The sequence below is a fragment of the Aeromonas sp. WP2-W18-CRE-05 genome (assembly GCF_014168615.1).
GTDB classification, from domain to species: Bacteria; Pseudomonadota; Gammaproteobacteria; order Enterobacterales; family Aeromonadaceae; genus Aeromonas; species Aeromonas caviae.
In genome coordinates, this window is sequence record NZ_AP021917.1 from 1,260,364 (window position 1) to 1,282,890 (window position 22,527).

The window sequence follows — 22,527 nt, forward strand, 5'->3', positions numbered from 1 at the left end:
ACGCCGCGGCGTCCCCTCTTTTTTGTGCGCGGGGCCTGGTCTCAGGCCACGGCAACCAGCTTCTGCTTCTGGGCGCTGTCCAGGATCAGGATGCTCGCCTTGGGGAAGAAGTTGAAGGTGGAGGCGGAGGCCCAGGTGTAGGCCCCCATCACCCGACCCACCACCAGCTCGCCGATCTCGAGATCCGGCAGCATGATGCTGTCGCGGATGACGTCCACGCTGTCGCAGGTGGGCCCGGAGAGCACCGCATTGTGCAGTTCGCCGTGGGCATAGGGCGTGCTCACCGGGTAGGTGACGTGGTCGTAGAGCTGGCCGTTGTAGCTGCCGTAGAGACCGTCATCCAGGTAGTACCAGATCTTGTCGCCGCGGTGGGCCTTGCCCATCACGCTGGAGACCGAGGTCATGGCCGGCGCGCTGATGAAGCGGCCCGGCTCGGCAATCTTCTGCACCGTGGCGGGCAGCTTGGCCAGGGCCTCGCGGATCGGGGCGCAGAAACCGTCGATGTCGAACTCGCCGCCGTCATAGTCCACCGGGAAGCCGCCACCGATGTCCAGCACCCAGGGCTTGAGCCCGAGCTCCCAGGCCTGCTCCATGATCTCGCGGCAGGCGTCGATGGCCTGCACGTGGCGACGGGCGTGGGGCACCTGGGAGCCGACGTGGAACGACAGCCCCATCACCTTGATCCCCTTGGCCTGGGCCAGTTGCAGCAACGGCAGTGCCTGCTCCGGGGTGCAGCCGAACTTCTTGGAAAGATCGACCTTGGTCTCGGGGTTCGGGAAGCTGACCCGCAGCAACAGTTTCACTTCATCCTTGTAGGGCAGGAACTTTTCCAGCTCCAGCGGGTTGTCATAGACAAACACGGTGCAGCCGAATTCCAGGGCATAACGGATGTCGCTGTCACGCTTGATGGGATGGGTATGGATGCAGCGTCCCGGGCGAACCCCTTGGCTGCGCACCAGATCCACTTCGCCATTGGTGGCCAGATCGAAACAGGCCCCCTCTTCCTTCAAGACAGAGACCACCGCCTCGTGGGGCAGGGGCTTGAGTGCATAATGCAAGCGCACATCGGGCAGGGCGGCCGCCAGGGCCCGATACTGTTTGCGGACGGCTGCCTTGTCGAGCAGCAGCAGGGGGGAGCCGAATTGTTCAACCAACTGACGGTAATCTTGTGCGACCAGGGTCTCGTTCATTCTCTTTTGATAGTCCTTAGGGGGCGTGATATGCCCAAGCCATATGCGATTGAACCGGCGACGGCCGGCTCAGGCGAGCGGTCCGGAGGGACCCACCAGGCACATTGCATAACTCCCTTGCAAGGTGCTTAGTTATGCGCGGGATTATCGGCTTATTGAGTTTGTGTGCAAGCATTTTGATTGGATATGTCGGCAAGTTTTTCTGGTCGAGACGAAACAGGCTCTTGATACGGGGAGCGATCAGGGCCGTGATGGGGAGCACCTCCGAAGGGAGCTTGATAAGCTGTTGATAGTTAACGAACTAATAACATCAGACCCGGGGGTTGCGGCCAGGTAAAAAGGGGGCGCCGGGGCCAGGGAGTGCGAGACAGCTCACATTTTTTGGATTACCATGCCCGCTTCCTGATCCAAACTAGTTCGGATGAAGGTAGCAGGAGAGCGATGGGCAACCATCCACCGAAGAAGTGAATCTTTCAGGTACCGGGCAACCGGTGTGGACTGCTACTGGACGATACTCTGGAGAGACCCGTTGAATCGGGCGCCGAAGGAGCAAGGCACCGTGATTGCATCGCAATCTGGCGCCGGAAACTCTCAGGCAAAAGGACAGAGGGGATGGGATGGTTGTACCTGAGCTTGGAACTGTTCACGGTCTGTCACGAGAGGTCGTCAGCAAGGTAAAGAGCAGCGCAGGAACCGGAGTGTATGTAAATACATGAGCCTCTCGGTCCCAGATAAGCGAGCTGCGCATAACCCTTGATCACGACCTCGCAGCAAGAGTGTGAACACGTTTTTGGCCCGCATCCGATCGCCTCTGGTTGATCGCGACACCTATGGGAAGATCATCCTTCTCCTCCTTAATCGTTGTTTTTTAAGGAGGATGCATGTCATCAATTCAATCGGCGCTCGCCGCCATCGATAGCTTTATCTGGGGTCCCCCCCTGCTGATCCTGCTGGTCGGGACCGGTATCTATCTCACCTGGCGATTGGGTCTGCTTCAGATCGTGCGTTTGCCGCTGGCCCTCAAGCTGGTCTTTGGCCGCGATCAGGGGCAGGGCAAGCAAGGGGATGTCTCCAGCTTTGGTGCCCTGTGCACCGCCCTCTCCGCCACCATCGGCACCGGCAACATCGTCGGGGTCGCCACCGCCATCAAGCTTGGCGGCCCGGGCGCCCTGTTCTGGATGTGGATGGCCGCCCTGTTCGGCATGGCCACCAAGTACGCCGAGTGCCTGCTGGCGGTGAAATATCGCCAGCAGGACGCCAACGGCCAGATGGCAGGTGGCCCCATGTACTATCTGGAGAAGGGGCTCGGCTCCAGGCCGCTCGCCAAGCTGTTTGCCCTGTTCGGCATCGGCGTCGCCTTCTTCGGCATCGGTACCTTCCCCCAGGTCAACGCCATCAGTGATGCCATGAGCCTCTCCTTCTCGGTACCCCGTGAAGTGACCGCCGTGGTGCTGACCCTGATCGTGGCGCTGGTGACCCTGGGGGGCATCCAGTCCATCTCCAGCGTGTCGAGCAAGGTGGTGCCTTTCATGGCCATCTTCTACATCGTCGCCTGTGCCGGGGTGCTGGTGAACAATGCAGGCGCCCTGCCCGATGCGGTCATGCTGGTGATCGGGAGCGCCTTCACCGGCCATGCGGCCACCGGCGGTTTCGTCGGCGCCGGCATCATGCTGGCGATCCAGTCCGGGGTGGCGCGCGGGGTCTTCTCCAACGAGTCGGGCCTGGGCTCGGCCCCCATCGCGGCGGCGGCGGCCAAGACCGATTCCTGCGTGGAGCAGGGGCTGGTCTCCATGACCGGCACCTTCATCGACACCCTCATCATCTGTACCATGACCGGCCTGACGCTGGTGGTGACCGGGGTGTGGAGCGGCGATGCAAGCGGTGCGGCCATGACCAGTCTGGCCTTTGCCCAGGGGCTGGATGCCCATGTGGGCCAGTATCTGGTGAGCATCGGCCTCTTGTTCTTCGCCTTTACCACCATCCTTGGCTGGAATTACTACGGCGAGCGCTGCACCGAGTACCTGTTCGGGGTGAAGGCGATCAAACCCTACCGCCTCATCTATCTGGTGCTGGTGGCGAGCGGTGCCTTCCTCCATCTGGACCTGATCTGGCTCTTGGCCGACATCGTCAACGGCCTGATGGCGGTGCCCAACCTCATCGGCCTCATCGGCCTGCGCCACGTGGTGATTGCCGAGACCCGCGCCTACTTCAGCCGGGACCGGGATACGGAGTCCGAGCCCGAGCCGCAGACGGCCTGATGAGAAGCGGGCCTGCGGGCGGCCCTGTCACCGGGCCCCTGTCCATGGCGTCAACCGGGATCCGGGCTGGGATGGCAAAACCCGGGGCTTGATCCCGGCTCCTCTGACAATATCTGTGCGAAATACGCAAAAGCCACGACGCTCATCGTGGCTTTTTTGCATTTTACGCAATGAATGGCGGCGCTTGTTGCCCCCAGGGGGTCAGGGGGAGGGAATATCTCCGGTGAGCCGCTGCGCCAGCGCCCTGCTCACCCGGCTCACCAGGGCCGCCTCCTCCCCCTGCCAGCCAATGGCGTGGGCCAGGGTGGTGGAGGTGCCCGGAGCAAAGCGCAGCTCGCCCCCGGCCAGTTCGTAGAAGCGGCTCGCCATCCGGGTGCCCTCGTCCACATCCCCCGCCACCAGCAGCATGGCCTGGGCCAGCACGGCGCCGTCGTGATCCCGGCCCGGCGCCAGCCAGCGCTGGGCGGTGCCGGTCACCTTGCGCCCCCCGATCACCAGGTTGTACTGGCCGTCGCAAAACGAGCCGGGCACGAAGTCGTAGCTGCCCGCAAGACCGTATTCCTCCAGCAGGGCGAGCAGGGGCGCCCCCAGCAGCCGGTAGTAGTGGGCCAGATCCGTGGTGGTGCGGGGCAGCATGAGGGAGAGGTTGAGGATGCCGGCGCCGTGGGGCACGGCGGTGCCGCCGCTGTCGCGCACGAACACCGGCCAGCCCTCGGCGGCCAACTGCTCGCAGGCGGCCTGGTAGCGGGGCAAACGAGTGTCCTTGCGGGTGACGATGAGGCATTGGGGGCCCTGCCAGAGGAGGGCACGGGGCTGGCCGTCGTGGGCGCACTCCCGCAGCCAGCGCTGCTCCTCGGCCAGGATCTGGTCGGGTGTCTGGTGGGCGGGTGGCGGGGGCAGCAGGGTATAAGGCATGAGAGGCATCCTTTGGCAGAGGCTGCCAAGCACAGTACGCGCGGGGGCAAACAAGGTAAAGCCCCGCATGGCGGGGCTTTGGTGCAAGGATGGCGGAGGGTCAGGCCTGTACGGCGGTGCGCTTGGGCAGCAGCAGGTTCAAGATGATGGCGGTGAGGCCGCCGGTGGCGACGCCGTAGGAGAGCACGCTCCTGGCCAGCTCCGGCAGGTGTTGCAGCACCTCGGGCACCTGGGCCACTCCGAGACCCATGGCGAGCGACACCGCCAGGATCATCAGGGCACGGCGGTCCAGCTCCTCCCGGGAGATGATGCGCACCCCGGCGGCGATGGTCCCGAACATGACGATGGTGGCGCCGCCGAGCACGGGTTCAGGTATTTGTTGCACCAGGCTCGCCACCGCCGGGAACAGGCCGAGCAGGGCCAGCATGGCGGCGATGAAGAGGCCGACATGGCGGCTGGCCACCCCGGTCAGCTGGATGACGCCGTTGTTCTGGGCGAAGGTGGACATGGGGAAGGTGGAGAAGACCGCCGCCAGCATGGAGTTGGCGCCATCGGCCAGCACGCCTCCCTTGATCCGCGCCATGTAGACCGGCCCTTCCAGCGGCTCGCCAGAGATGTCGGAGGTGGCGGTCATGTCGCCGATGGCTTCCAGCGCCGTCACAACGAAGATGATGGCGAGCGGCACGAACAGCTGCCAGTCAAAGCCGAGCCCGTAGTGCAGCGGAACAGGCACCATCAGCAGCGGGCCGTCGAAGGTGGGGGCAGCCACCTTGCCCAGCAGCAGCGCCACCGCATAGCCCGCCAGCATGGCGATCATGATGGCGGAGAGGCGCAGCCAGGGGTTGCGACTGCGCTGCATCAGCACGATGAGGCCGAGCACCAGCAGGGAGAGAAAGAGGTTGGTGTGGCTGGCGAAGCTGCCGTCCGCCAGGGCGCCGTAGCCGCCCCCCATGCTGATGAGCCCTACCTTGATGAGAGTCAGGCCGATGAGCAATACCACGATGCCGGTCACCAGCGGGGTGATGATCCGTTTGACCAGGTGCAGGAAGCGGCTCATGACGACGATGGTGAGGGCCGCTGCCAGCATGGTGCCGAACAGGGTACCCAGCAGATCGTCGGTGGGCATGGCCGCCTGCTTGAGGGCGAGGCCGGAGGCGATGATGGGACCGAGGAAGTTGAAGCTGGTGCCCTGTACCGAGAGCAGGCCGGAACCGAGGGGGCCGAAACGGCGGGTCTGGATGAAGGAGGCGATGCCGGACATGACCAGGGACATGGAGACGATGTAGCGGGTGTCGTCGGCGGGGAGGCCGAGGGCATTGGCGATGATGAGGGGCGGGGTGATGATGGCGACAAACATGGCGAGCATATGCTGCAGGGCGGCGAACAGGGTCTGGGGCAGGGGGGGGACATCCTCGATGCCGTAGACCAGTTCGCTGTGGGCTCGCCTGGGGGGATGGGCCTCTCGGATGGCGCTTGGGGCGGCAGCCTGTTCCATAAATACCTCGAATGTGTGGGGGGAGGGGAGAAAATTGGGCGCTATTTTAGTGATTGGCATCGCGCTTTCCAGCGCTAATTGAGCGCAAACTCGTTTATTTTCTGATGGGTTGAAACGTTTTCCTGTGGCGATTAAGATCCGCCGGTTTGTGTGAGACCGATCCCTCACAAAGGGGAGGGAGGCTAATGCATCAGGATGGGGACGGTGTAGAATGAGCCCTCGGTTCGAAGATGGAGACTCTGGATGCTGAAGCTGTCGGAGTTCTGGAGTGCCCGCGCCCACTCCGAAGATTTTACCCTGACCCGGATGGGCTTCATGACGGTGCGGCTGCGGCTGCTCACCTGTCTGCTGATGGCGGGGCTCCCGAGCTGGGCTCTGGTGGACTGGCTGACCCTGCCAGCCATCCAGTTCGAGGCGCTGTTCCAGGTCAGGATCTTCTGCCTGCTGGCCCTCTCGCCCCTCATCCCCCTCTCCTATCTCATCCACTTCAAGCGCGAGCGCATGAAGCTGGCGCTGGGCTACCTGATGGCGGTGATGATGCTCTTCTCCCTCATCTGCCTGCACAGCTTCGGCGCGGATCAGGAGATGCAGGCGGGCTACATGGCCTTCCCCTATCTGCTCATCAGTCTGTTCGCCATCTTCCCCATTCCCCTCTCCCTCAGCCTGCAACTGGCGGGGGGCATTCTGGCCACCATGCTGGCGGGCAACTGGCTGCTGGTGGGCCAGCCCCTCTGGAGCGTGCAGACCCTCAACCAGGTCTGGCTGCTGGGGCTCTTTGCCATCGCCAGCGCCTGGGTGCAGTGCGGCCAGCTCAACATGCTGCTGCAACTCTATCGGGAGTCCACCACGGACGAGTTGACCGGCATGATGAACCGCCGCCTGCTGATGAAGCAGCTCGAGAAGGCGAGGGCCGCCATGATCCGCAAACAGGCTCCCTTCGCGGTGCTGCTGCTGGATCTGGACCGCTTCAAGCGCATCAACGACACCTTCGGCCATCTGGCGGGGGATGCGGTGCTCAAGGAGGTGGCGGCCACCCTGTCGGAGCAGCTGGAGCCCGGCATGGTGCTCGGGCGTTACGGCGGGGAGGAGTTTGCCATCCTGTTGCCCGGTTGCACGGATCTGGCACAGGCCAAGCGGGTGGCGGAGCGGCTACGGGTCGCGGTGGAAGCGAGGTTGGTGAAAAGCCCCACCTCCGACGAACTGCTGGAGGTGACGGTGAGCATCGGTCTGACCCTGGCCCAGCGTGGCGAGGGGGTGGAGGATCTGCTCAACCGGGCTGACGAGTGCCTCTACATGGCCAAGATGGCGGGTCGCAACTGCGTGGTGGCCGAGGCCGACAAACCCGCAGGCGATGCAGGGCGCACAAAAACGAATGCCGCCTGAGGGCGGCATCCGGTGATGACGGGGCTGGCGTCAGGCCAGGGTGTATTTGCCGGAGAGCTGCTGGGCCAGCAGCTTGAACATGTTGAACACCGCCATGGTCTTGCCGGTCGGGGTGCCGTCCTCTGCCAGGAAGAACTCCCCCTTGAACACCAGAATGTCCCCCTTCTGCTCCACCGAGTCGGCGCGCATGCCGTGGATGAAGTCCTCGTGTTCACGAATGATCTTGTTGGCCATCTCCAGCAGGGCAGTCTCGGTGATCCGCTCTTTTTGTGGTTGCATGCTCGTCTCCTTAAACGACTACTGGGCAGGGGCACAAGGGTCGGCATGGCCGGCGCACCCCGCCTCTGATTGAAGAGGGGGCCAGCATACTGCAAAGCGGGATTTTCTGTCATTGATATGACCCCGCATTTTCCCGCTTTGCGCTCTTCCCTTATCCCAGCACCAGATTGCGCAGCCAGCGGCGCTGGCGAATGCGGCGCTGCACCAGCAGCACCTTGGAGAGCTCCTCCAGCAGGACCACGGCCACCACCCAGGAGAGGGGCCAGCCCAGCAGGCTGACCGCCACCCAGGCCAGCGGCAGGCCGATGCACCACATGCCGACGATGTCGATGAAGATGCTGTAGTTGACGTCCCCCCCCGAGCGCAGCACCCCGACGATCCCCACCATGTTGAACACCTTGAGCAGCATGCCCAGACACATGATGGCGAGCACCTGGCCGGCCTCAGTCATCAGCTCGCCCGGCAGGTTGCCGACCCATTGCAGCAGGCTGCCCTGCATCAGCCAGACGGCGGTCCCCACCAGCAGGGCGCCGACGGGGGCCAGCAGCAGGAAGAGCTGGGAGTGTTGCCAGGCCTCGTCATACTCCTCTGCCCCGAGCCGGTGACCGAGCAGGGTGGAGCAGGCCACCGCCAGCCCGAAGAAGAGGGAGATGAGGATGCTCTCCAGCGTGCCGAGGGTGGTCATGATGGCCAGGGCGTCGGTGCCGAGGTGCGCGTAGAGGAAGCCGTAGAGCAGCATGCCGAAGGCCCAGAGCCCGTCGTGCAGCAACAGCGGCAGGGCGATCAGGGTGAAGCGCACCACCTCCTTGCGCCTGAAGGCGGCGAGCCAGTCTTGCTTGCGCGGGATGAGACGGGGCTCGGCACGCCACACATAGGCAAGCAGCAGCGCGGTCTGGAGCAGGCGCGAAAGGGTGGTACCCCAGGCGGAACCGGCTACTCCCATGGCCTCGGCGCCGAAATGGCCGAAGATGAGGGCATAGTTGAGGATGACGTTGGCGATGATGGCGATGATGCCGATACGGGTCGGCGCCGCGGCATTGCCCACCGAGCGCAGGGCCGACTCCAGGGGCACCACCACGGCGGTGCAGAGGATGGTGGCGCCGGTGATCATCAGGAACTCGTCGGCCAGCGCGCGCAGCGCGGGCTCCTGGCTGGCAAACCCGAGCACGCTGCCCGGTGAGAGCACATAGACGAGGGCAAAGGGCAGGCTCACCGCCAGGGCGCCCACCAGGGCCAGGGCCAGGGAGCGGCGCACCCCGGCCATCTCGCCACGGCCGAAATATTGTGCCGCCAACACCGAGACCCCGCCCGAGAGCCCCGCTATCACCAGCAGATTGAAGAAGAAGACCCGGTTGCCCAAGCCGACCGCCGCCACTGCCGTGGTGCCGAGCTGGCTCACCATCATGATGTCGATGAGGCCGAGCAGGGAGAACATCATGGATTGCAGCGAAACCGGCAGGGCCAGTCGCCACAGTCGCGTCATGAACTCGCGATCGGTGGTTTGTTTTAAAATCGCTTGCCAATAATTCATTTATGTTAACCGGGTTGGTAAAAATCAGGGTTTGTCGTGGGTATGATAGGGGTGATATCGGGAGGCTTCACTGTGAGCCTCTCTCGGCTTTCTTGTGCAAAACTATCCTGTTGAGGTGCTATGCCATTTATCAGCGAGTGTCTGGAAATCGCCCCGGCCTGCGAAGAGCGGATGCTGGGACGCGAAGGGCTGCCCCTGCTTGGGGAGGCGGGCGTCTTCCTAACCGGCCTCTCGACGATACGGGAGCACTACCTTATCCGCCGCAACCGACCGGAGTTTCACATCCTGATGGTGAGCCATGACGAGGGGGGCGCCCTGCTCACCGATGGCGGGGAGCAGCCCATCCCGGCGGGAGCCCTGGTCTTTCTCCCGGCCGCCGTGCCGGGGGGCCTCAGGCTGGTGGGGGAAGCCTGGCATACCAGTTGGATCCTGCTGGACGACGTGCCTCGCTGGCAGCATCTGCACCGGCTTGGCCATCGCATCTGGCAGGGGGAGGAGGGGGAGCAGCTCTACCATCTGCTCAGCCTGATGCAGGGGGAGGGAATACGTTCGCCACTCCAGCCCCAGCTGCTGAGCCTGCTGCTGGCGCTCTTGGAGCGGACCCTGCAGGGGGAGGTGCGCGGCACGCCGGAGCTGCGGCTTCAGGCGCTGTTTCGGCGGGTGGAGGCGCGTCTGGACGAGCCCTGGAGCGTGGCCCTGCTGGCCGACCAGATGGCCTGCTCGGTGCCCCATCTGCACCGGCTCTGCCAGCAGGTGTTCGGCATGGGCCCCATGGCCTGGCTCACCGGGCTTCGCATGAACAAGGCGCGCCAGTTGCTGCTCTACACCAACTGGCCGCTGGCCGAGCTGGCGGCCCGGGTCGGATACAGCGACGGCGCCAACTTTGCCAACCGTTTTCGCCGCCTGACGGGTCAGACTCCGGGGGCCTTTCGTCGACTGGGTCGCAAACCTTTCGCAAGGGAGGTGCAAACCCTTTGAAATTGTTGGCTCAAGCCCATAGGATCGACGGGCCACACAGTCAAGGTACAGATCCATGTTTGAAGATAATAATCAGAAACGTCCCCTCTACATTCCCTACGCAGGTCCAGCCCTGCTGGAGACGCCGTTGCTCAACAAGGGCAGCGCCTTCACCAGCGAAGAACGCAGCAGCTTCAATCTGGAGGGTCTGCTGCCCCAGAACATCGAAACCATCGAAGAGCAGGCAGAGCGTGCCTATCGCCAGTTCATGGCGTTTGGCAACGACATGGACAAGCACATCTATTTGCGCAACATCCAGGATACCAACGAAACGTTGTTCTACCGCCTGCTGAACAACCACCTCACCGAAATGCTGCCGGTCATCTACACCCCGACGGTCGGCAAGGCGTGCGAGGAGTTCTCCAACATCTATCGTCGTGCCCGTGGCCTCTTCATCTCCTATCCGGACAAGGACAGGATCGATGACATGCTGCAAAACGCCACCAAGCAGAACGTCAAGGTGATCGTGGTCACCGATGGCGAACGCATCCTGGGTCTCGGGGATCAGGGCATCGGCGGCATGGGCATTCCCATCGGCAAGCTCTCCCTCTACACCGCCTGTGGCGGCATCTCCCCGGCCTACTGCCTGCCGGTGGTGCTGGATGTGGGCACCAACAACCAGCAGTTGCTGAACGACCCCTTCTACATGGGGTGGCGCCATCCGCGCATCTCCGGCGAAGAGTACGACGAGTTCGTCGATGCCTTCATCCAGGCGGTCAAGCGCCGCTGGCCGGACATCCTGCTGCAGTTCGAGGATTTCGCCCAAGGCAATGCCACCCCACTGCTCAACCGCTACAAGGATGAGCTGTGCTGCTTCAACGATGACATTCAGGGGACCGCCGCGGTGACCCTGGGCAGCCTCATCGCCGCCTGCAAGGCCTCCGGTGCCAAGCTCTCCGAGAAGCGGGTCGCCTTCCTCGGGGCGGGCAGTGCCGGGTGCGGCATCGCCGAGCAGATCGTGGCGCAGATGAAGGCCGAAGGGCTGACCGACGCCGAGGCGCGGGGCCGGGTCTTCATGGTGGACCGATTCGGTCTCATCACCGACAAGATCCCCAACCAGCTCGACTTCCAGCGCAAGCTCTCCCAGCCGGTCGAGCGGATCAAGGAGTGGCCGGTGGGGGACAACATCTCCCTGCTGGAGGTGATGGAGCACGGTCGCCCGGACATCCTGATCGGGGTCTCCGGCCAGCCGGGTCTGTTTACCGAAGAGGTGGTCAAGACCATGCACAAGCACTGTGCCCGTCCGATCATCTTCCCGCTCTCCAACCCCACTTCCCGGGTGGAAGCCACCCCGGCGGATCTCATTCGCTGGACCGACGGCCAGGTGCTGGTCGCCACCGGCAGCCCGTTCGCACCGGTGGAGTACAAGGGCAAGCGCTACGTCATCGCCCAGTGCAACAACTCCTTCATCTTCCCGGGGATCGGCCTTGGGGTGATCGCCTCCGGTGCCAACCGGGTGACCGATGCCATGCTGATGTCGGCCAGCCGTGCCCTGGCGGATTGTTCACCCCTGGTGAAGGGGGAAGAGGGCTCCTTGCTGCCGGATCTGGCGGACATCCATCAGGTCTCCCGCTACATCGCCAAGATGGTGGCCAAGACCGCCATGTTGCAGGGCAAGGCGGTGCAGACCCCCGATGATGTGATCGATCAGGCCATCGAGGCGAACTTCTGGCGCCCCGAGTACCGCCGCTATCGTCGTACTTCCTTCTGAGCCCAAGGGGACAGACATGCAGAAGGGATGCCTCGGCATCCCTTTTTTGTGCACGGCTGTGAAGGAAGAGGAGGTTATTGTGCCGGTTGCTCGGCGGGGGCGGGCTCGGCAGGATTGCTGACGCCGGTGACCCGGATTTCGACCCGGCGATCCGGGGCCAGGCAGTCGATGAGGGCGGCCCTGGCCTTGATGGCATCACACTGGGTGCCGGTGACCGGGTTGCTCTCGCCGTTGCCCTGGATGCTCACCTTGTCGGCGGGCAGCCCCTTGCCAATCAGGAAGTTGGCGACCGTGCTTGCACGGGCCTCCGACAGTGCCTGGTTGTTGGCATCCGAGCCGATGCGGTCGGTGTAGCCCATCACCACGGCGCTGCCATCCTTGGGTTTGACGTCGACGATCTGCTGGTAGAGGGCGTCGAGTGCCTGCATCCCCTCCGGTTTGAGCTCCGCCTTGCCAAAGGCAAACAGCACATCCGAACTCAGGTTGAAGGTCTGATCCACCGGCTCGGGAGCCGGGGGCGGCGGTGCCACGACCAGAGGCGCGGCCACCGGCACTGCGGCGACGGTGCGATTGGGGTGAAGCACCAGCTCGATGGTGGCGGTACTGATGTCGCTGACCCAGCGTTTGGTGCCGCTGCCCACCTTGTCGTTGTCAGGATCGTCCCCGACTCGCACCATGTAGCGGTAGCGGGTCTGGATGTCTACCCAGTCGCTCAGTCTGGCGGTCAGTCCCAGACCCGCCAGGGGAGCCAGGTTGTCATCTCCCCCGTTGACGGAGTCGACGTGATAGAGATAACCGCCCCCTTCGGCAAAGACAGAGAAGATGTCCCCCAAGGGCAAACGGCCAATGACCGACAGGGTGGCCCCCTTGCTGTTGAAGTCCTGGCCGGCGATATCCCTGTCACCGGTGGAGAGGTAACCGAGTTCGGTCCCCAGGTTCTCGTTGTAGTTGTAGCCGACAAAGGCGTTGATGGCGGTCGCGTCCTTGCCGACACCCTGGCTGAAATCATCGATGTCATGGGCAAAGGCCCAGCCACCCCCAGCCCCCACATACCAGTCGTGAACAGGTGCCGCCTGGGCGGCACTCGTCGCCAATGCCAATGCAATCCACACAGGTTTCAGTCTTATGTTCATCGCGTATCCTCGTCGATGTTGGGTGTTATAGGGCTCCCAGCCCTTTGCTATGTATAGCCAACATTATGTATAGGCGATGTGAGCGCATTAACCATTTAAGTGACGCATCTGTATGGAAAATCGGTGAGACAGGCTGGTGGGCTGCCTGCACTGGCGGTGCCGTCCGGGCATTAAAAAAAGGGGCCTGAATGGCCCCTTTTTGCAACAGGTGGTTGTCCCCTTATTGCTGCACTTCCTGTACGCCGGTGACGCGCACTTCGACGCGGCGATCCGGTGCCAGGCAGGCGATCAGCTGAGCCTTGGCCTTGATGCCGTCACACTGGGTGCCGGTGACCGGGTTGGCTTCACCACGACCTTCGATGGATACCTTGCCAGCCGGCAGACCCTTGCCAACCAGGAAGTCGGCCACGGTGCGGGCACGGGCTTCAGACAGCTTCAGGTTGTAGGCATCGGAGCCGATGCGGTCGGTGTAACCCACCACCACGGCGCTGCCATCTTTCGGCTGGACGTCGACGATCTGCTGATACAGGGTGTTGAGCGCAGCAGCCCCTTCCGGCTTCAGGGTGGATTTGCCGAAGGCAAACAGCACGTCCGAGCTCAGGGAGAAGTTCTTGTCGACCATGACGGGCTCGGGAACCGGCTCGGGAGCCGGTGCCGGGGCCGGTGCCACATAGGTGGTGCGGTTCGGGTGCATCACCAGTTCCAGGGTGGCGACGCTCATGTCGGTTTTCCAGGTTTTCTGATCGTCACCCAGATCCCACATGTAGCGGTAGCGGGCCTGCAGGTCGATAAGGTCGGAGAGCTTGGCAGTCAGACCCAGGCCCGCCAGCGGCGAGGTCCCGTTGTCGCTCTGGCCGTTGCCGTTGACGTGGTTGAAGTAGGCACCCCCTTCGGCGAAGACGGAGAAGATGTCATTCATGGGCAGGCGTGCGATACCGGACAGGGTGGCACCCTGGGTCTTGAAGTCGACGCCATCGACGCCAGCCTTGCCGGCATAGAGATAGCCGAGCTCGGCGGCAAAGTTCTCGGTGAAGTTGTAACCGCCGAACAGGGAGAGCGCGGTGGCGTCCTTGTCAGCATCCTGGCCGAAGGTATCCAGGTCGTGGCCATAGGCCCAACCTGCACCCATACCCGTGTACCAGTCGTCGGCCGCCTGAGCGGTGGTGGTTCCCATGGCTGCAACATGTACAGGATCTTTAGCTACAACCAATTGAAATAGATAGAAAAAAGGCTTCGTTTGTGATCTGATTTAATCGCAAAAAAAAACCGACACGCCCGAAGCCATGACTATTATCAATGCAACCCAGTACCTCAAGCAACTTCTTAGCTCTTCTGAACTCAACCGGATCGGTAAATTTACCGGTTTTTGTCAGCGACTCCGGGATATCCAGCCTGCGAGACTACTCCCGGCTCTGCTCTCAGGGCTTGGTTGCGACAAGGTGGATGGTATTGCTGGTTTGCATCGCCATTTCAATGCGTTGCAGCTCCATGATACTGACCAAATAGCGTATAAACCCTTTCACAACCAGTTACGCAAGCAGGGTTTTCCCTTGTTCATGCGCGCACTGGTTGAACGAGCCATCGCCTTACGCCTCAAGGAGTGTCTACCGGACGCCCACGGACTGGCAGGCTTTGAGCAGGTACTGCTGCAGGACGGGTCGTCATTCGCGTTACATCCGCAATTGGCAGAACATTTCCCGGGCCGATTCAATAAGCACAGCCCCGCTGCGGTAGAGTGTCATATGACCATGTCCTTGCTGGACCAGTCGCCGATATCGATGAGTATCACGGCGGATACCGAATCGGAGCGCAAGCATCTTCCGGCCGCAAATTCGTTAAATAACAAACTGTTATTGGCGGATGCCGGTTACATCAGCCGCGAGTACTTTGCTGATGTGACCAAAGCCAAAGGAAGCTATCTGGTCAGAGGGAGTCAAAATCTCAATCCCAAAGTACAGGCAGCTTACCGACAGGACGGCAGGGAAATGCCCAAGTTACTCGGAAAAAAGCTCAAGGATATCGATCGGAGAAGCTGCAGAGCCGAGGTTCTGGATCTGGATGTGAGTTCGGGAAAGTATAAATATCGACTCATAAGACGTTGGTTTGCAGAGGAAAAACGGTTCTGTATATGGATGACCAATCTTCCGCGTGAGCGATGGCCAGCCGAGAAGGTGATGGCATTGTATCGTTGCCGTTGGCAGATCGAACTGTTGTTCAAAGAGCTGAAATCACATAACCGGTTGAAGGCGTTCGCGACACGACAAAAAGCGATAGCGGAAGGCTTGATCTGGGCTAGTTTGCTGGCCTTGCTGGTCAAACGTCGGCTGGCGCTGACGCTGATTGGCAGCGCGGAGTTATCGATGCTGAAGATTGCCAAAAACAGCGCGCTTTGGTTAATGCCGATATTGGCGAGCATCATCCATGGTGCGTGGCAGGAAATAACAGAGAAGTTGGAGTGGGCAATGGTGTATTTATCCAAAAACGGCAAAAAGAGTAGGCAGAGAAAATCCAAGCAAAACAACACGTTAGACGGTATTATTAATTCGCTTGCCGCTTAAGGTTCTGTACATGATGGCTGCAATGGCCAGAGCAATCAGGGTTGGTGCCATTTTCATTTTCATCGTTTTATCCTCGTTGAGTTGCCGTGCTATGGGCGTACTGCGCACTCTTTGTTATACCGGTCGCAGATGACACTTCATGTGCGACACCGTGAGCGGATCACGGACGGCTTGAATAAAAAATGGATGGAAACCTGGATTCTCATGAAGCTGTTTCTCCATGGACAACTAACCGGGCACTGAGCACTTTTAATAGTTCATCCAATGTCTTACAAGCGTTGCTACTGTATTCTTTTGAATCAGCGTGATCAAGTTTCTGCACAGATATGCAGCGCCGACACCGGTGTCGCGGGGCCGCAATACGGGGGTAAAGGGGAGAAAGGTGAGACAGAGAGTGTCGCTGGGGGGAGGAGAGAGACAGCAAAAGGGGATGCCGTGGCATCCCCTTTTTTACGTTACCTGAGCGAAGTCAGATTACTTTTGAACTTCTTGTACGCCGGATACGCGAACTTCTACGCGACGGTCCGGAGCCAGGCAGGAGATCAGCTGAGCCTTGGCCTTGACGCCGTCACACTTGGTGCCGGTGACCGGGTTGGCTTCGCCGCGACCTTCGATGGCAACCTTGCTGGCAGCCATACCCTTGCTGACCAGGAAGTTGGCAACGGTGCGGGCACGCGCTTCAGACAGCTTCTGGTTGTAAGCGTCGGAACCGATACGGTCGGTGTAACCAACAACAACGGCGTTGCCGTCTTTCGGCTGGAACTCAACGATTTGCTGGTACAGAGCGTTCAGGGCTTGCACACCTTCGGCCTTCAGGCTGTCTTTGCCAAAGGCGAACAGCACGTCGGAGTTCAGGGCGAAGTTCTTCTCAACGATTTGCGGAGCCGGGGCCGGTGCTTCTTCAACAACCGGGGCCGGAGCAGGCGCTACGTAGGAAGTACGGAACGGGTGGTAAACGGCTTCCAGGGTCGCAACGCTCTGGTTGGACTTGTAGCGTACGTTGTCGGCGTGCAGGTCAGCCACGTCCCACATGTAGCGGTAGCGAGCTTGCAGATCCAGCGCGTCGTTGACCTTGTAGGTCACACCGGCACCGGCCAGCGGGGATACTTTGGTATCGCTGGTACCCAGACCGTCAGTGTGGCCCCAGTAGGCGCCAGCTTCACCGAACAGGGAGAAATCGTTGCCCAGCGGCAGACGAGCGATACCGGACAGGGTGGCACCCTGGCTCTCGTAACGGTTGCCGTCGGTGTTGCCACGGCCGGTGTACTGGTAGCCCAGCTCGGAACCGAAGTATTCGTTGAAGTTGTAACCAACGAAGGCGTTGGCAGCAGCCGCATCTTCTTCGCCAACGTTCACGCCTTCGATCTTGTTCAGACCGTTGAAGTGAGTTGCACCAACACCGGCGCCGAAGTAGATGTCGTCAGCGGCGTGAGCTGCAGTTGCACCCATGGTGGCCATAGCGATGGCGATCAGGGAAGGAGCCATTTTCATCATAAAATAATCCTCGTTGAGATGGCACGTTGTTCACGTGCTTCGCACTTTGTAATTTATGTAAGCTGCTGGCTCTGTCGACCAACGACGTTGGTGCGAACAGGGATCCTAGATCCATCCAGGAGGCACGTATCTGGGTGCACAAGTGTGCGGGTTGCACTGTCGACAATGCATACTCCGCCACGAACAGCCGACGTCATTCCAATGACGTGGCGCACTTTATGCCCATTTCAAAACATGATCAAGCTCACAGATAAGGGATGGGGCAAATTGTGTCGTAAGGATAACTGGCTGTTTCTTGGGATTTATTAGTGATCCAAGTAGGCGCGATGCAGTTTCTTCTCAAGCTTCATATAAGCCTCAGCCCAAGCGTGCCGCGGGGTGGCGTCACCCGCCCTGACCGAGAGGACAGCAAGATAGTCCGCCTCAGTTGCTTCGCACAGCAAGGGTGTGAAACTGAGCAAGAAGTGACGGGCGAGGTAGGGATCGAGAGGCCAGATGTTGAGGATGGCCCGCGCCACGGGCTGGACGGCAGTGGAGCAGATGAAGTGCCGATGACCCGCTTCCAGCCATTGGGCCATCTCGGCGAGGCTTTCTTCCGGCACGATGCCGCCATCGCCTTTCTCCCTGGCCAGCGTCATCGTGTGACCATTACCCAGTGCCAGGGTGCCGTTTTCTGCCACGACGCCGTCGTGGCTGCGCAGGGGAAGCGTCGCCTGGCCTTCAAGATAGAGGCTGCAGCTGTCCGGGAGGGCCGCCAGCACGGTGGCGGCGTCCCCCTGCATGGCCATGGGCAGCCAGAACGCTTCGGCCCGGGTCTGCAGACCCTGGGCGAGCTGACGGGGGAGGGAGTCCGGGTCGGAATGAAGACGGGAAATGATGCCGGGAAATGTCATGTTGATGACTCTCTTGGAAATAACCGGCGAATTATACGAGGGATGGCCGGGCAACAAGAAAGGTTTCTTTTCGAGACTGTTTACCTGAGGCGACGCAGCGATTACCATCCCCGAGGTTTGTGAAGGGTTGTCGTCGAAAGACGCTGATTATAGATAGAGGCTCGACCATAACGAGTCCGTTCAAAACTGATACACTTGACTACGAGTCGTCGCGAAAAATAAAGGTGGAGTCAATCCGCCGAACGGAGTATGGAACACATGAATTCAAATATCGTAACTGTTGGCAAGAAGATCCGTCAGATCCGCGAAGCGGTAGGCCTGAGCCGTCCCAAGTTTGCCGATCTGCTGGGCGTCCCCCCAACCACCCTGAAGAACTATGAACTGGGTTACCGTGAAGTCGGAGGCGCCTTCCTGGTTGCCCTGGCCCACCACCCCGATCTGCACAAGTTCACCCTCTGGCTGCTGGCTGACAAGAAAGTCGCCGAAATCGGCCAGATCGGTCCGGACGATATTGCCAAGGCTTGATTCAGTTCAACCTTGATAAAAATGCCGCCCTCGAGGCGGCATTTTTTATTTGTCAAAATGGAAAATTATTTAATTAAATAATGCGTTGGGTGCGGCCAGCGGCGATTTTCACTAAATCATCTTGTCGGGCTGGATTAATCCACGGAACACTCCGACCCTTTTAATTCAGGCGGTGATCCACACAGCGAGACAACGATGAGCCAATCCATTACCAAAGCCAGAGATGGGTTTACCAGCACCTTTGGCGTGCTGGCCGCGACCCTGGGGTCTGCCGTCGGGCTCGGCAATATCTGGAAGTTTCCCTATCTGACCGGTGAGAATGGTGGCGCCGGTTTTCTGCTGGTCTATGTCATCGCCACCCTGCTGGTGGGATTGCCGGTGATGATCTCCGAGATCATGCTGGGGCGCGAGGCCAGGACGGATGCGGTCAGCGGGCTCATCAAGCTGGCTCCGAAGGGGCAACCCTGGTGGCTGATCGCCGCCATGGGGGTGAGCGCGGCCTTCCTCATCATGTCGTTCTACTCCGAGGTGGCGGCCTGGGTGTTTGCCTACATCTTCAAGGCGGCCAGCGGCGAGATCCTCTCCACCGATCCCGCCGTCACGGGGGCTGCCTTCAATTCACTCATCACGGATCCCTTGCAGAGTCTGCTCTGGCAGTGGCTGGTGCTGGCCCTGATGGGGGGGATCTTGCTGATGGGGGTCTCCAGGGGGATCGAAGCGGTCACCAAGCGGTTGATGCCACTGCTCTTCATCCTGCTGCTGGTGATAGGCGTGCGCAGCCTGACTCTGCCCGGAGCGAGCGAAGGACTGCATTTCCTGTTCTCGCCGGATTTCTCCAAGGTGACCGCAGGCGTCGTGCTGACGGCCATGGGACTGGCGTTCTTCAAGCTCTCCATCGGGATGGGCTGCATGATGACCTATGGCAGCTATTTTCGCGATGATCAGCACATCCCTCTCACCACGGTACGGGTGATGTGCGCGGATCTCTTCGTCTCCATGCTGGCGGGGATCGCCATCTTCCCGGCGGTGTTTGCCTTTGGCTTCGAGCCGAGCGCAGGCCCCTCCCTGCTGTTCATCACCATACCCGCGGTCTTTGCCAGCATCCCGTTTGGACACCTCTTCATGGTGCTCTTCTTCGTGCTCTCCGCCATCGCAGCCACCGGGGCCATGCTCTCCATCCTGGAGGTGCCAGTCTCGGTGCTCTCCGAGCACTTTCACATGAGCCGCACAAGGGCGACCCTGATCAACCTGCTGGTGCTGGGGGCGGTCGGCTCGACCTGTGCGCTCTCGAGCAGCACGCTGGCGGATGTGCGGGTTGGCGGGAAAACCATCTTCGATCTGTTCGACTTCGTCTCTTCCAACGTGCTGATGCCCCTTGGCGGCATCTTCCTCTGCCTCTTTGTGGGCTGGGTCTGGGGCTTCGAGCGGATGACGACGGCGCTGACCAATGGAGGCAAGCTGGCGCTGCCCATCCTCAGGCCCCTGTTTTTCATCATCCGCTATGTGTCGCCGCTGCTGATCCTGATGGTGATGCTCAAGGGGCTGGGGCTGTTCTGAGCCGCGTAACCCGAAACAAAAAAGCGCCTATTGGCGCTCTTTTTGTCTTTTACCCCGATATGTCTTCATATCAGGCAGAGTCGTGACAGCTCCTCCTTGAGCTGCTCCAGGTTGCGCTCGACACAGGCTTCCCCCTCGTCGATGGCGTCGCTCGCGCGGTGGAAATCCATGATGGAGAGGTTGCCAAGGCGCGGGCAGAGCTGGATCTCGGGGGGATCCCCGGCCATCCGGGCACGGGTGATGCGCTCCTGCATGATGTTGATGGAGCCCGTCATTACCCCCCACATGCCGGGGGTACTGGGTTCGCGTTCGCCCCGGTTCAACCACTGGCTGAGCAGCCCCCCCTGCACGGGCTCGTCCGGTTCGTCGGTCCAGGGCTGGTGCATGTCGGTGTTGAGGTTGACGGCGATCACCACCTCGGCTCCCATGGCGCGGGCCAGGGAGATGGGGACAGGGTTGACCACGGCCCCGTCTACCAGCCAGCGATCCTCCACCCGGGTCGGGGTGAGCAGGCCGGGCATGCCGCAAGAGGCGCGCACACACTGGCGAAGCGGCCCTTCCTGCAACCAGATCTCGCGGCCGGTATCGAGTTCGGTGGCGACGCAGGCAAAGGGCAGCGGCAGGCTTTCGATGGCGGGATCCCCCAGATGGCCGGCGGCGATGCCAAATACCTTGTCACCGCGAAACAGGCCGCCGGAGAGGGCAGGATCGAGCAGCCCCATGACCTGCAGGCGGCTGAAGCCGCGCACCCAGCTCTCCAGCTTGTCCAGTTCACCAGCGGCATAGGCGGCGCCGACAAAGCTGCCGATGGAGCAGCCAGCCACCAGATCCGGCTTGACGCCCAGTCGCTCCAGGGCACGGATGATGCCGATGTGGGCCCATCCTCGGGCCGCACCGCTGCCCAGGGCCAATCCCAGACGGGGTTTTCGTGACACAGTTGCGTCTCCTGACATGAAGTGGGAGTCCAGCTTACTCCGGCTTCTCCTGTCCGTCATCCCGCCACGCTTCGCTGCGATTGCGGCCGTCGGCCTTGGCCTGATAGAGGGCGATATCGGCGCGGCGGATCACCTCCTGCAAGGAGATGGCCGGTGATTGACGACAGTGGCCCAGGCTGACGGTCACCTTCAGCTCGGCCGCGATGGCGCTCCAGGGATGCTCTGCTATGCACAGGCGAAGCCGCTCGGCCAAGGGGGCCAGAGGGATCGCTTCATCGGCGACGAGCAGCAGGAACTCCTCGCCACCCCAGCGGATCAGGTGGCACTCCCGTGTCAGCAGGGACTGGCAGAGCTGCACCAGACGGATGAGGACCTGATCGCCCACCCCGTGGCCGAAACGGTCGTTGACCTGTTTGAAGTGATCGCAGTCAAACATGATGGCGCCGATGCGTTGGCGGCCCGCCAGGGCCTGGCGGTGTTCGAAGGCATCGAAGTAGTGGCGGTTGAATGCGCCGGTCAGGGCATCGTGGCGTGACAGGTAGTTGAGGCGCCGGTTGAGGCGCTGGGCACGCAGGCTGGAGACGGTCGCCACCACCAGACAGAGAATGGTGATGAGCGCCGTCGCCGATTGCCACAACAGCGTCTGCAGCAGAGGCAGCAGCGGGATGCGATGGATGAGGGAGAGCGGTGTCTCCGGGATGGGATAGACGAGCTGCAAGGCGCCCTGTTGCCACTCATATTCCGCTGACTGCGCCGTCCTGACCGGGGGCGGCGCGGTACCGGACTGGCTGCTGGCAAGGATCTGCTGATGGGCGTTGAGCAGGAACAGGGTGCCAATCCGGGGGGCGAGGCGGTGCAGGGTCTGCGCCAGCGTGACGGTCTGGATGTCGATGCTGAGCAGGCCAATGATCTGGCCGCCCTGGGTAATGGGCTGGGAGAGGGTGATCATCTGCCCCCGTCCGGCAAAATCCTGGTAGGGGCGCGAGAGCATGGCGTGCTCCAGGTGGGGATACCTGGCCATCGCCTCCTGCCAGTAGGCCTTGCTGTAAATCACGGGATCGAAGCGAAACTGGCTGGATGGCACCCAGGGATAGAGGTAGATGAAATTGTCCGTACCGGTGAAGTAGATCCAGGCCACGTCCCTGTCCAGCAGCTTGCTGGCCGTGGCGAGCAGGGGGGAGAGGCTGAGGGCGAGATGTATTCTGGCTTGCCGCTCGCTGCCGTCATGGGGCAGCGGGCCCTGCCCGGTCAGGTTGCCGATGAGGGCGGGGGGCAGATCGACGGGGATGCGATCCAGGTTGATGCCGTGCTCCCCGTCGGATTGCAGCGCCTGATAGAGCTGGCGAGAGAGCACGGACTGGGGATTGCTGCGCAGGCGCTCCTCCGCCTGGCCGCGCATGGCCTCGAGGAAGGTCTCCATTCGCTGGTGCTGGCTACTGAGCTGGGTCGCGGCGTTGATGGTGTCACGCTTGTTTATCTCGGTAACTTGGCGAAACGCATGTTGCAGGGCGAGCAGCAACAGCAGCAGCAGGCCGAGGCCCAGCAGCAGCCACTGCAATCGGTATCTGGCAAAGGCGGGGGAGGGAATGGACATGGGCGTACCGGAAGATGGCGAGAGTCGGCATCAGTGTAAGGCAGAACCCTGACGTGCGT

The 22,527-nt window shown here is 61.5% G+C and carries 18 protein-coding genes and 1 riboswitch; of the genes, 7 read left to right on the forward strand and 11 right to left on the reverse strand.

From position 1 onward, the window contains the following. Positions 1-41: 41 nt before the first annotated feature. Positions 42-1,190 (reverse strand): type III PLP-dependent enzyme, encoded by a 1,149-nt coding sequence (locus H7R73_RS06215; RefSeq protein WP_010673490.1) that lies wholly within the window; start codon positions 1,188-1,190, stop codon positions 42-44. Between the two features lie 506 nt (positions 1,191-1,696). Then, positions 1,697-1,807, forward strand: a riboswitch (glycine riboswitch). A gap of 264 nt (positions 1,808-2,071) precedes the next feature. Here H7R73_RS06215 and H7R73_RS06220 point away from each other — a divergent pair. Continuing rightward, positions 2,072-3,448 (forward strand): alanine/glycine:cation symporter family protein, encoded by a 1,377-nt coding sequence (locus H7R73_RS06220; RefSeq protein ID WP_053288163.1) that lies wholly within the window; start codon positions 2,072-2,074, stop codon positions 3,446-3,448. Between the two features lie 201 nt (positions 3,449-3,649). On the opposite strand, the gene H7R73_RS06225 is transcribed toward H7R73_RS06220, so the two are convergent. Next, complete coding sequence (locus tag H7R73_RS06225; protein WP_103260622.1) at positions 3,650-4,363, reverse strand: lipoyl protein ligase domain-containing protein; 714 nt, start codon at positions 4,361-4,363, stop codon at positions 3,650-3,652. Between the two features lie 100 nt (positions 4,364-4,463). Further along, entirely contained in the window at positions 4,464-5,858 is a 1,395-nt protein-coding gene (locus H7R73_RS06230; protein ID WP_103260621.1) for a nucleobase:cation symporter-2 family protein, read from the reverse strand. Between the two features lie 243 nt (positions 5,859-6,101). On the opposite strand from H7R73_RS06230, the gene H7R73_RS06235 reads away from it, so the two are divergent. Beyond that, positions 6,102-7,241 carry a GGDEF domain-containing protein gene (locus H7R73_RS06235; protein ID WP_182951562.1) on the forward strand — a complete coding sequence of 380 codons (1,140 nt, stop codon included), beginning with the start codon at positions 6,102-6,104 and terminating at the stop codon, positions 7,239-7,241. 30 nt (positions 7,242-7,271) lie between these two features. On the opposite strand, the gene H7R73_RS06240 is transcribed toward H7R73_RS06235, so the two are convergent. Both H7R73_RS06240 and H7R73_RS06245 read right to left on the reverse strand, forming a co-directional pair. Then, positions 7,272-7,520, reverse strand: coding sequence for a YciN family protein (locus H7R73_RS06240; protein ID WP_010673495.1), 249 nt, complete (start codon positions 7,518-7,520; stop codon positions 7,272-7,274). A gap of 151 nt (positions 7,521-7,671) precedes the next feature. Beyond that, positions 7,672-9,051 (reverse strand): MATE family efflux transporter, encoded by a 1,380-nt coding sequence (locus H7R73_RS06245; RefSeq protein WP_039039299.1) that lies wholly within the window; start codon positions 9,049-9,051, stop codon positions 7,672-7,674. A gap of 120 nt (positions 9,052-9,171) precedes the next feature. On the opposite strand from H7R73_RS06245, the gene H7R73_RS06250 reads away from it, so the two are divergent. Together H7R73_RS06250 and H7R73_RS06255 are read left to right on the forward strand one after the other, a co-directional pair. Next, a complete protein-coding gene (locus H7R73_RS06250) occupies positions 9,172-10,029 on the forward strand; it encodes a helix-turn-helix transcriptional regulator (protein ID WP_041213342.1) in 858 nt (285 codons plus the stop codon). Positions 10,030-10,084: 55 nt separating this feature from the next. Beyond that, a complete protein-coding gene (locus H7R73_RS06255; RefSeq protein ID WP_039039301.1) occupies positions 10,085-11,779 on the forward strand; it encodes an NAD-dependent malic enzyme in 1,695 nt (564 codons plus the stop codon). A gap of 74 nt (positions 11,780-11,853) precedes the next feature. On the opposite strand, the gene H7R73_RS06260 is transcribed toward H7R73_RS06255, so the two are convergent. Both H7R73_RS06260 and H7R73_RS06265 read right to left on the reverse strand, forming a co-directional pair. Continuing rightward, entirely contained in the window at positions 11,854-12,912 is a 1,059-nt protein-coding gene (locus H7R73_RS06260; RefSeq protein ID WP_103260619.1) for an OmpA family protein, read from the reverse strand. Between the two features lie 220 nt (positions 12,913-13,132). Further along, a complete protein-coding gene (locus tag H7R73_RS06265; RefSeq protein ID WP_182951563.1) occupies positions 13,133-14,086 on the reverse strand; it encodes an OmpA family protein in 954 nt (317 codons plus the stop codon). Between the two features lie 109 nt (positions 14,087-14,195). Here H7R73_RS06265 and H7R73_RS06270 point away from each other — a divergent pair, with 109 nt between their 5' ends. Further along, positions 14,196-15,470 carry an IS4-like element ISApu2 family transposase gene (locus tag H7R73_RS06270; protein ID WP_011191341.1) on the forward strand — a complete coding sequence of 425 codons (1,275 nt, stop codon included), beginning with the start codon at positions 14,196-14,198 and terminating at the stop codon, positions 15,468-15,470. Between the two features lie 474 nt (positions 15,471-15,944). On the opposite strand, the gene ompA is transcribed toward H7R73_RS06270, so the two are convergent. Together ompA and H7R73_RS06280 are read right to left on the reverse strand one after the other, a co-directional pair. Next, on the reverse strand, positions 15,945-16,964 hold the full coding sequence (gene ompA, locus H7R73_RS06275) for a porin OmpA (protein WP_010673501.1): 1,020 nt from the start codon (positions 16,962-16,964) through the stop codon (positions 15,945-15,947). Positions 16,965-17,269: 305 nt separating this feature from the next. Beyond that, positions 17,270-17,857 carry a hypothetical protein gene (locus H7R73_RS06280; protein ID WP_103260618.1) on the reverse strand — a complete coding sequence of 196 codons (588 nt, stop codon included), beginning with the start codon at positions 17,855-17,857 and terminating at the stop codon, positions 17,270-17,272. A gap of 258 nt (positions 17,858-18,115) precedes the next feature. On the opposite strand from H7R73_RS06280, the gene H7R73_RS06285 reads away from it, so the two are divergent. Both H7R73_RS06285 and H7R73_RS06290 read left to right on the forward strand, forming a co-directional pair. Next, positions 18,116-18,382 (forward strand): helix-turn-helix domain-containing protein, encoded by a 267-nt coding sequence (locus tag H7R73_RS06285; RefSeq protein ID WP_010673503.1) that lies wholly within the window; start codon positions 18,116-18,118, stop codon positions 18,380-18,382. 195 nt (positions 18,383-18,577) lie between these two features. Then, a complete protein-coding gene (locus H7R73_RS06290) occupies positions 18,578-19,939 on the forward strand; it encodes a sodium-dependent transporter (protein WP_103260617.1) in 1,362 nt (453 codons plus the stop codon). A gap of 65 nt (positions 19,940-20,004) precedes the next feature. Here H7R73_RS06290 and rssA read toward each other — a convergent pair whose 3' ends face one another. Next, a complete protein-coding gene (rssA, locus tag H7R73_RS06295) occupies positions 20,005-20,874 on the reverse strand; it encodes a patatin-like phospholipase RssA (RefSeq protein WP_041213338.1) in 870 nt (289 codons plus the stop codon). Positions 20,875-20,908: 34 nt separating this feature from the next. Further along, on the reverse strand, positions 20,909-22,468 hold the full coding sequence (locus tag H7R73_RS06300) for a sensor domain-containing diguanylate cyclase (protein ID WP_182951564.1): 1,560 nt from the start codon (positions 22,466-22,468) through the stop codon (positions 20,909-20,911). Positions 22,469-22,527 lie beyond the last annotated feature (59 nt).

Coding starts and splice junctions, on each gene's coding strand:
- H7R73_RS06215 (WP_010673490.1), bottom strand. CDS start 1,190: ATGAACGAGACCCTGGTCGCACAAGATTACCGTCAGTTGGTTGAACAA.
- H7R73_RS06220 (WP_053288163.1), top strand. CDS start 2,072: ATGTCATCAATTCAATCGGCGCTCGCCGCCATCGATAGCTTTATCTGG.
- H7R73_RS06225 (WP_103260622.1), bottom strand. CDS start 4,363: ATGCCTTATACCCTGCTGCCCCCGCCACCCGCCCACCAGACACCCGAC.
- H7R73_RS06230 (WP_103260621.1), bottom strand. CDS start 5,858: ATGGAACAGGCTGCCGCCCCAAGCGCCATCCGAGAGGCCCATCCCCCC.
- H7R73_RS06235 (WP_182951562.1), top strand. CDS start 6,102: ATGCTGAAGCTGTCGGAGTTCTGGAGTGCCCGCGCCCACTCCGAAGAT.
- H7R73_RS06240 (WP_010673495.1), bottom strand. CDS start 7,520: ATGCAACCACAAAAAGAGCGGATCACCGAGACTGCCCTGCTGGAGATG.
- H7R73_RS06245 (WP_039039299.1), bottom strand. CDS start 9,051: ATGAATTATTGGCAAGCGATTTTAAAACAAACCACCGATCGCGAGTTC.
- H7R73_RS06250 (WP_041213342.1), top strand. CDS start 9,172: ATGCCATTTATCAGCGAGTGTCTGGAAATCGCCCCGGCCTGCGAAGAG.
- H7R73_RS06255 (WP_039039301.1), top strand. CDS start 10,085: ATGTTTGAAGATAATAATCAGAAACGTCCCCTCTACATTCCCTACGCA.
- H7R73_RS06260 (WP_103260619.1), bottom strand. CDS start 12,912: ATGAACATAAGACTGAAACCTGTGTGGATTGCATTGGCATTGGCGACG.
- H7R73_RS06265 (WP_182951563.1), bottom strand. CDS start 14,086: ATGGGAACCACCACCGCTCAGGCGGCCGACGACTGGTACACGGGTATG.
- H7R73_RS06270 (WP_011191341.1), top strand. CDS start 14,196: ATGACTATTATCAATGCAACCCAGTACCTCAAGCAACTTCTTAGCTCT.
- ompA (WP_010673501.1), bottom strand. CDS start 16,964: ATGATGAAAATGGCTCCTTCCCTGATCGCCATCGCTATGGCCACCATG.
- H7R73_RS06280 (WP_103260618.1), bottom strand. CDS start 17,857: ATGACATTTCCCGGCATCATTTCCCGTCTTCATTCCGACCCGGACTCC.
- H7R73_RS06285 (WP_010673503.1), top strand. CDS start 18,116: ATGAATTCAAATATCGTAACTGTTGGCAAGAAGATCCGTCAGATCCGC.
- H7R73_RS06290 (WP_103260617.1), top strand. CDS start 18,578: ATGAGCCAATCCATTACCAAAGCCAGAGATGGGTTTACCAGCACCTTT.
- H7R73_RS06300 (WP_182951564.1), bottom strand. CDS start 22,468: ATGTCCATTCCCTCCCCCGCCTTTGCCAGATACCGATTGCAGTGGCTG.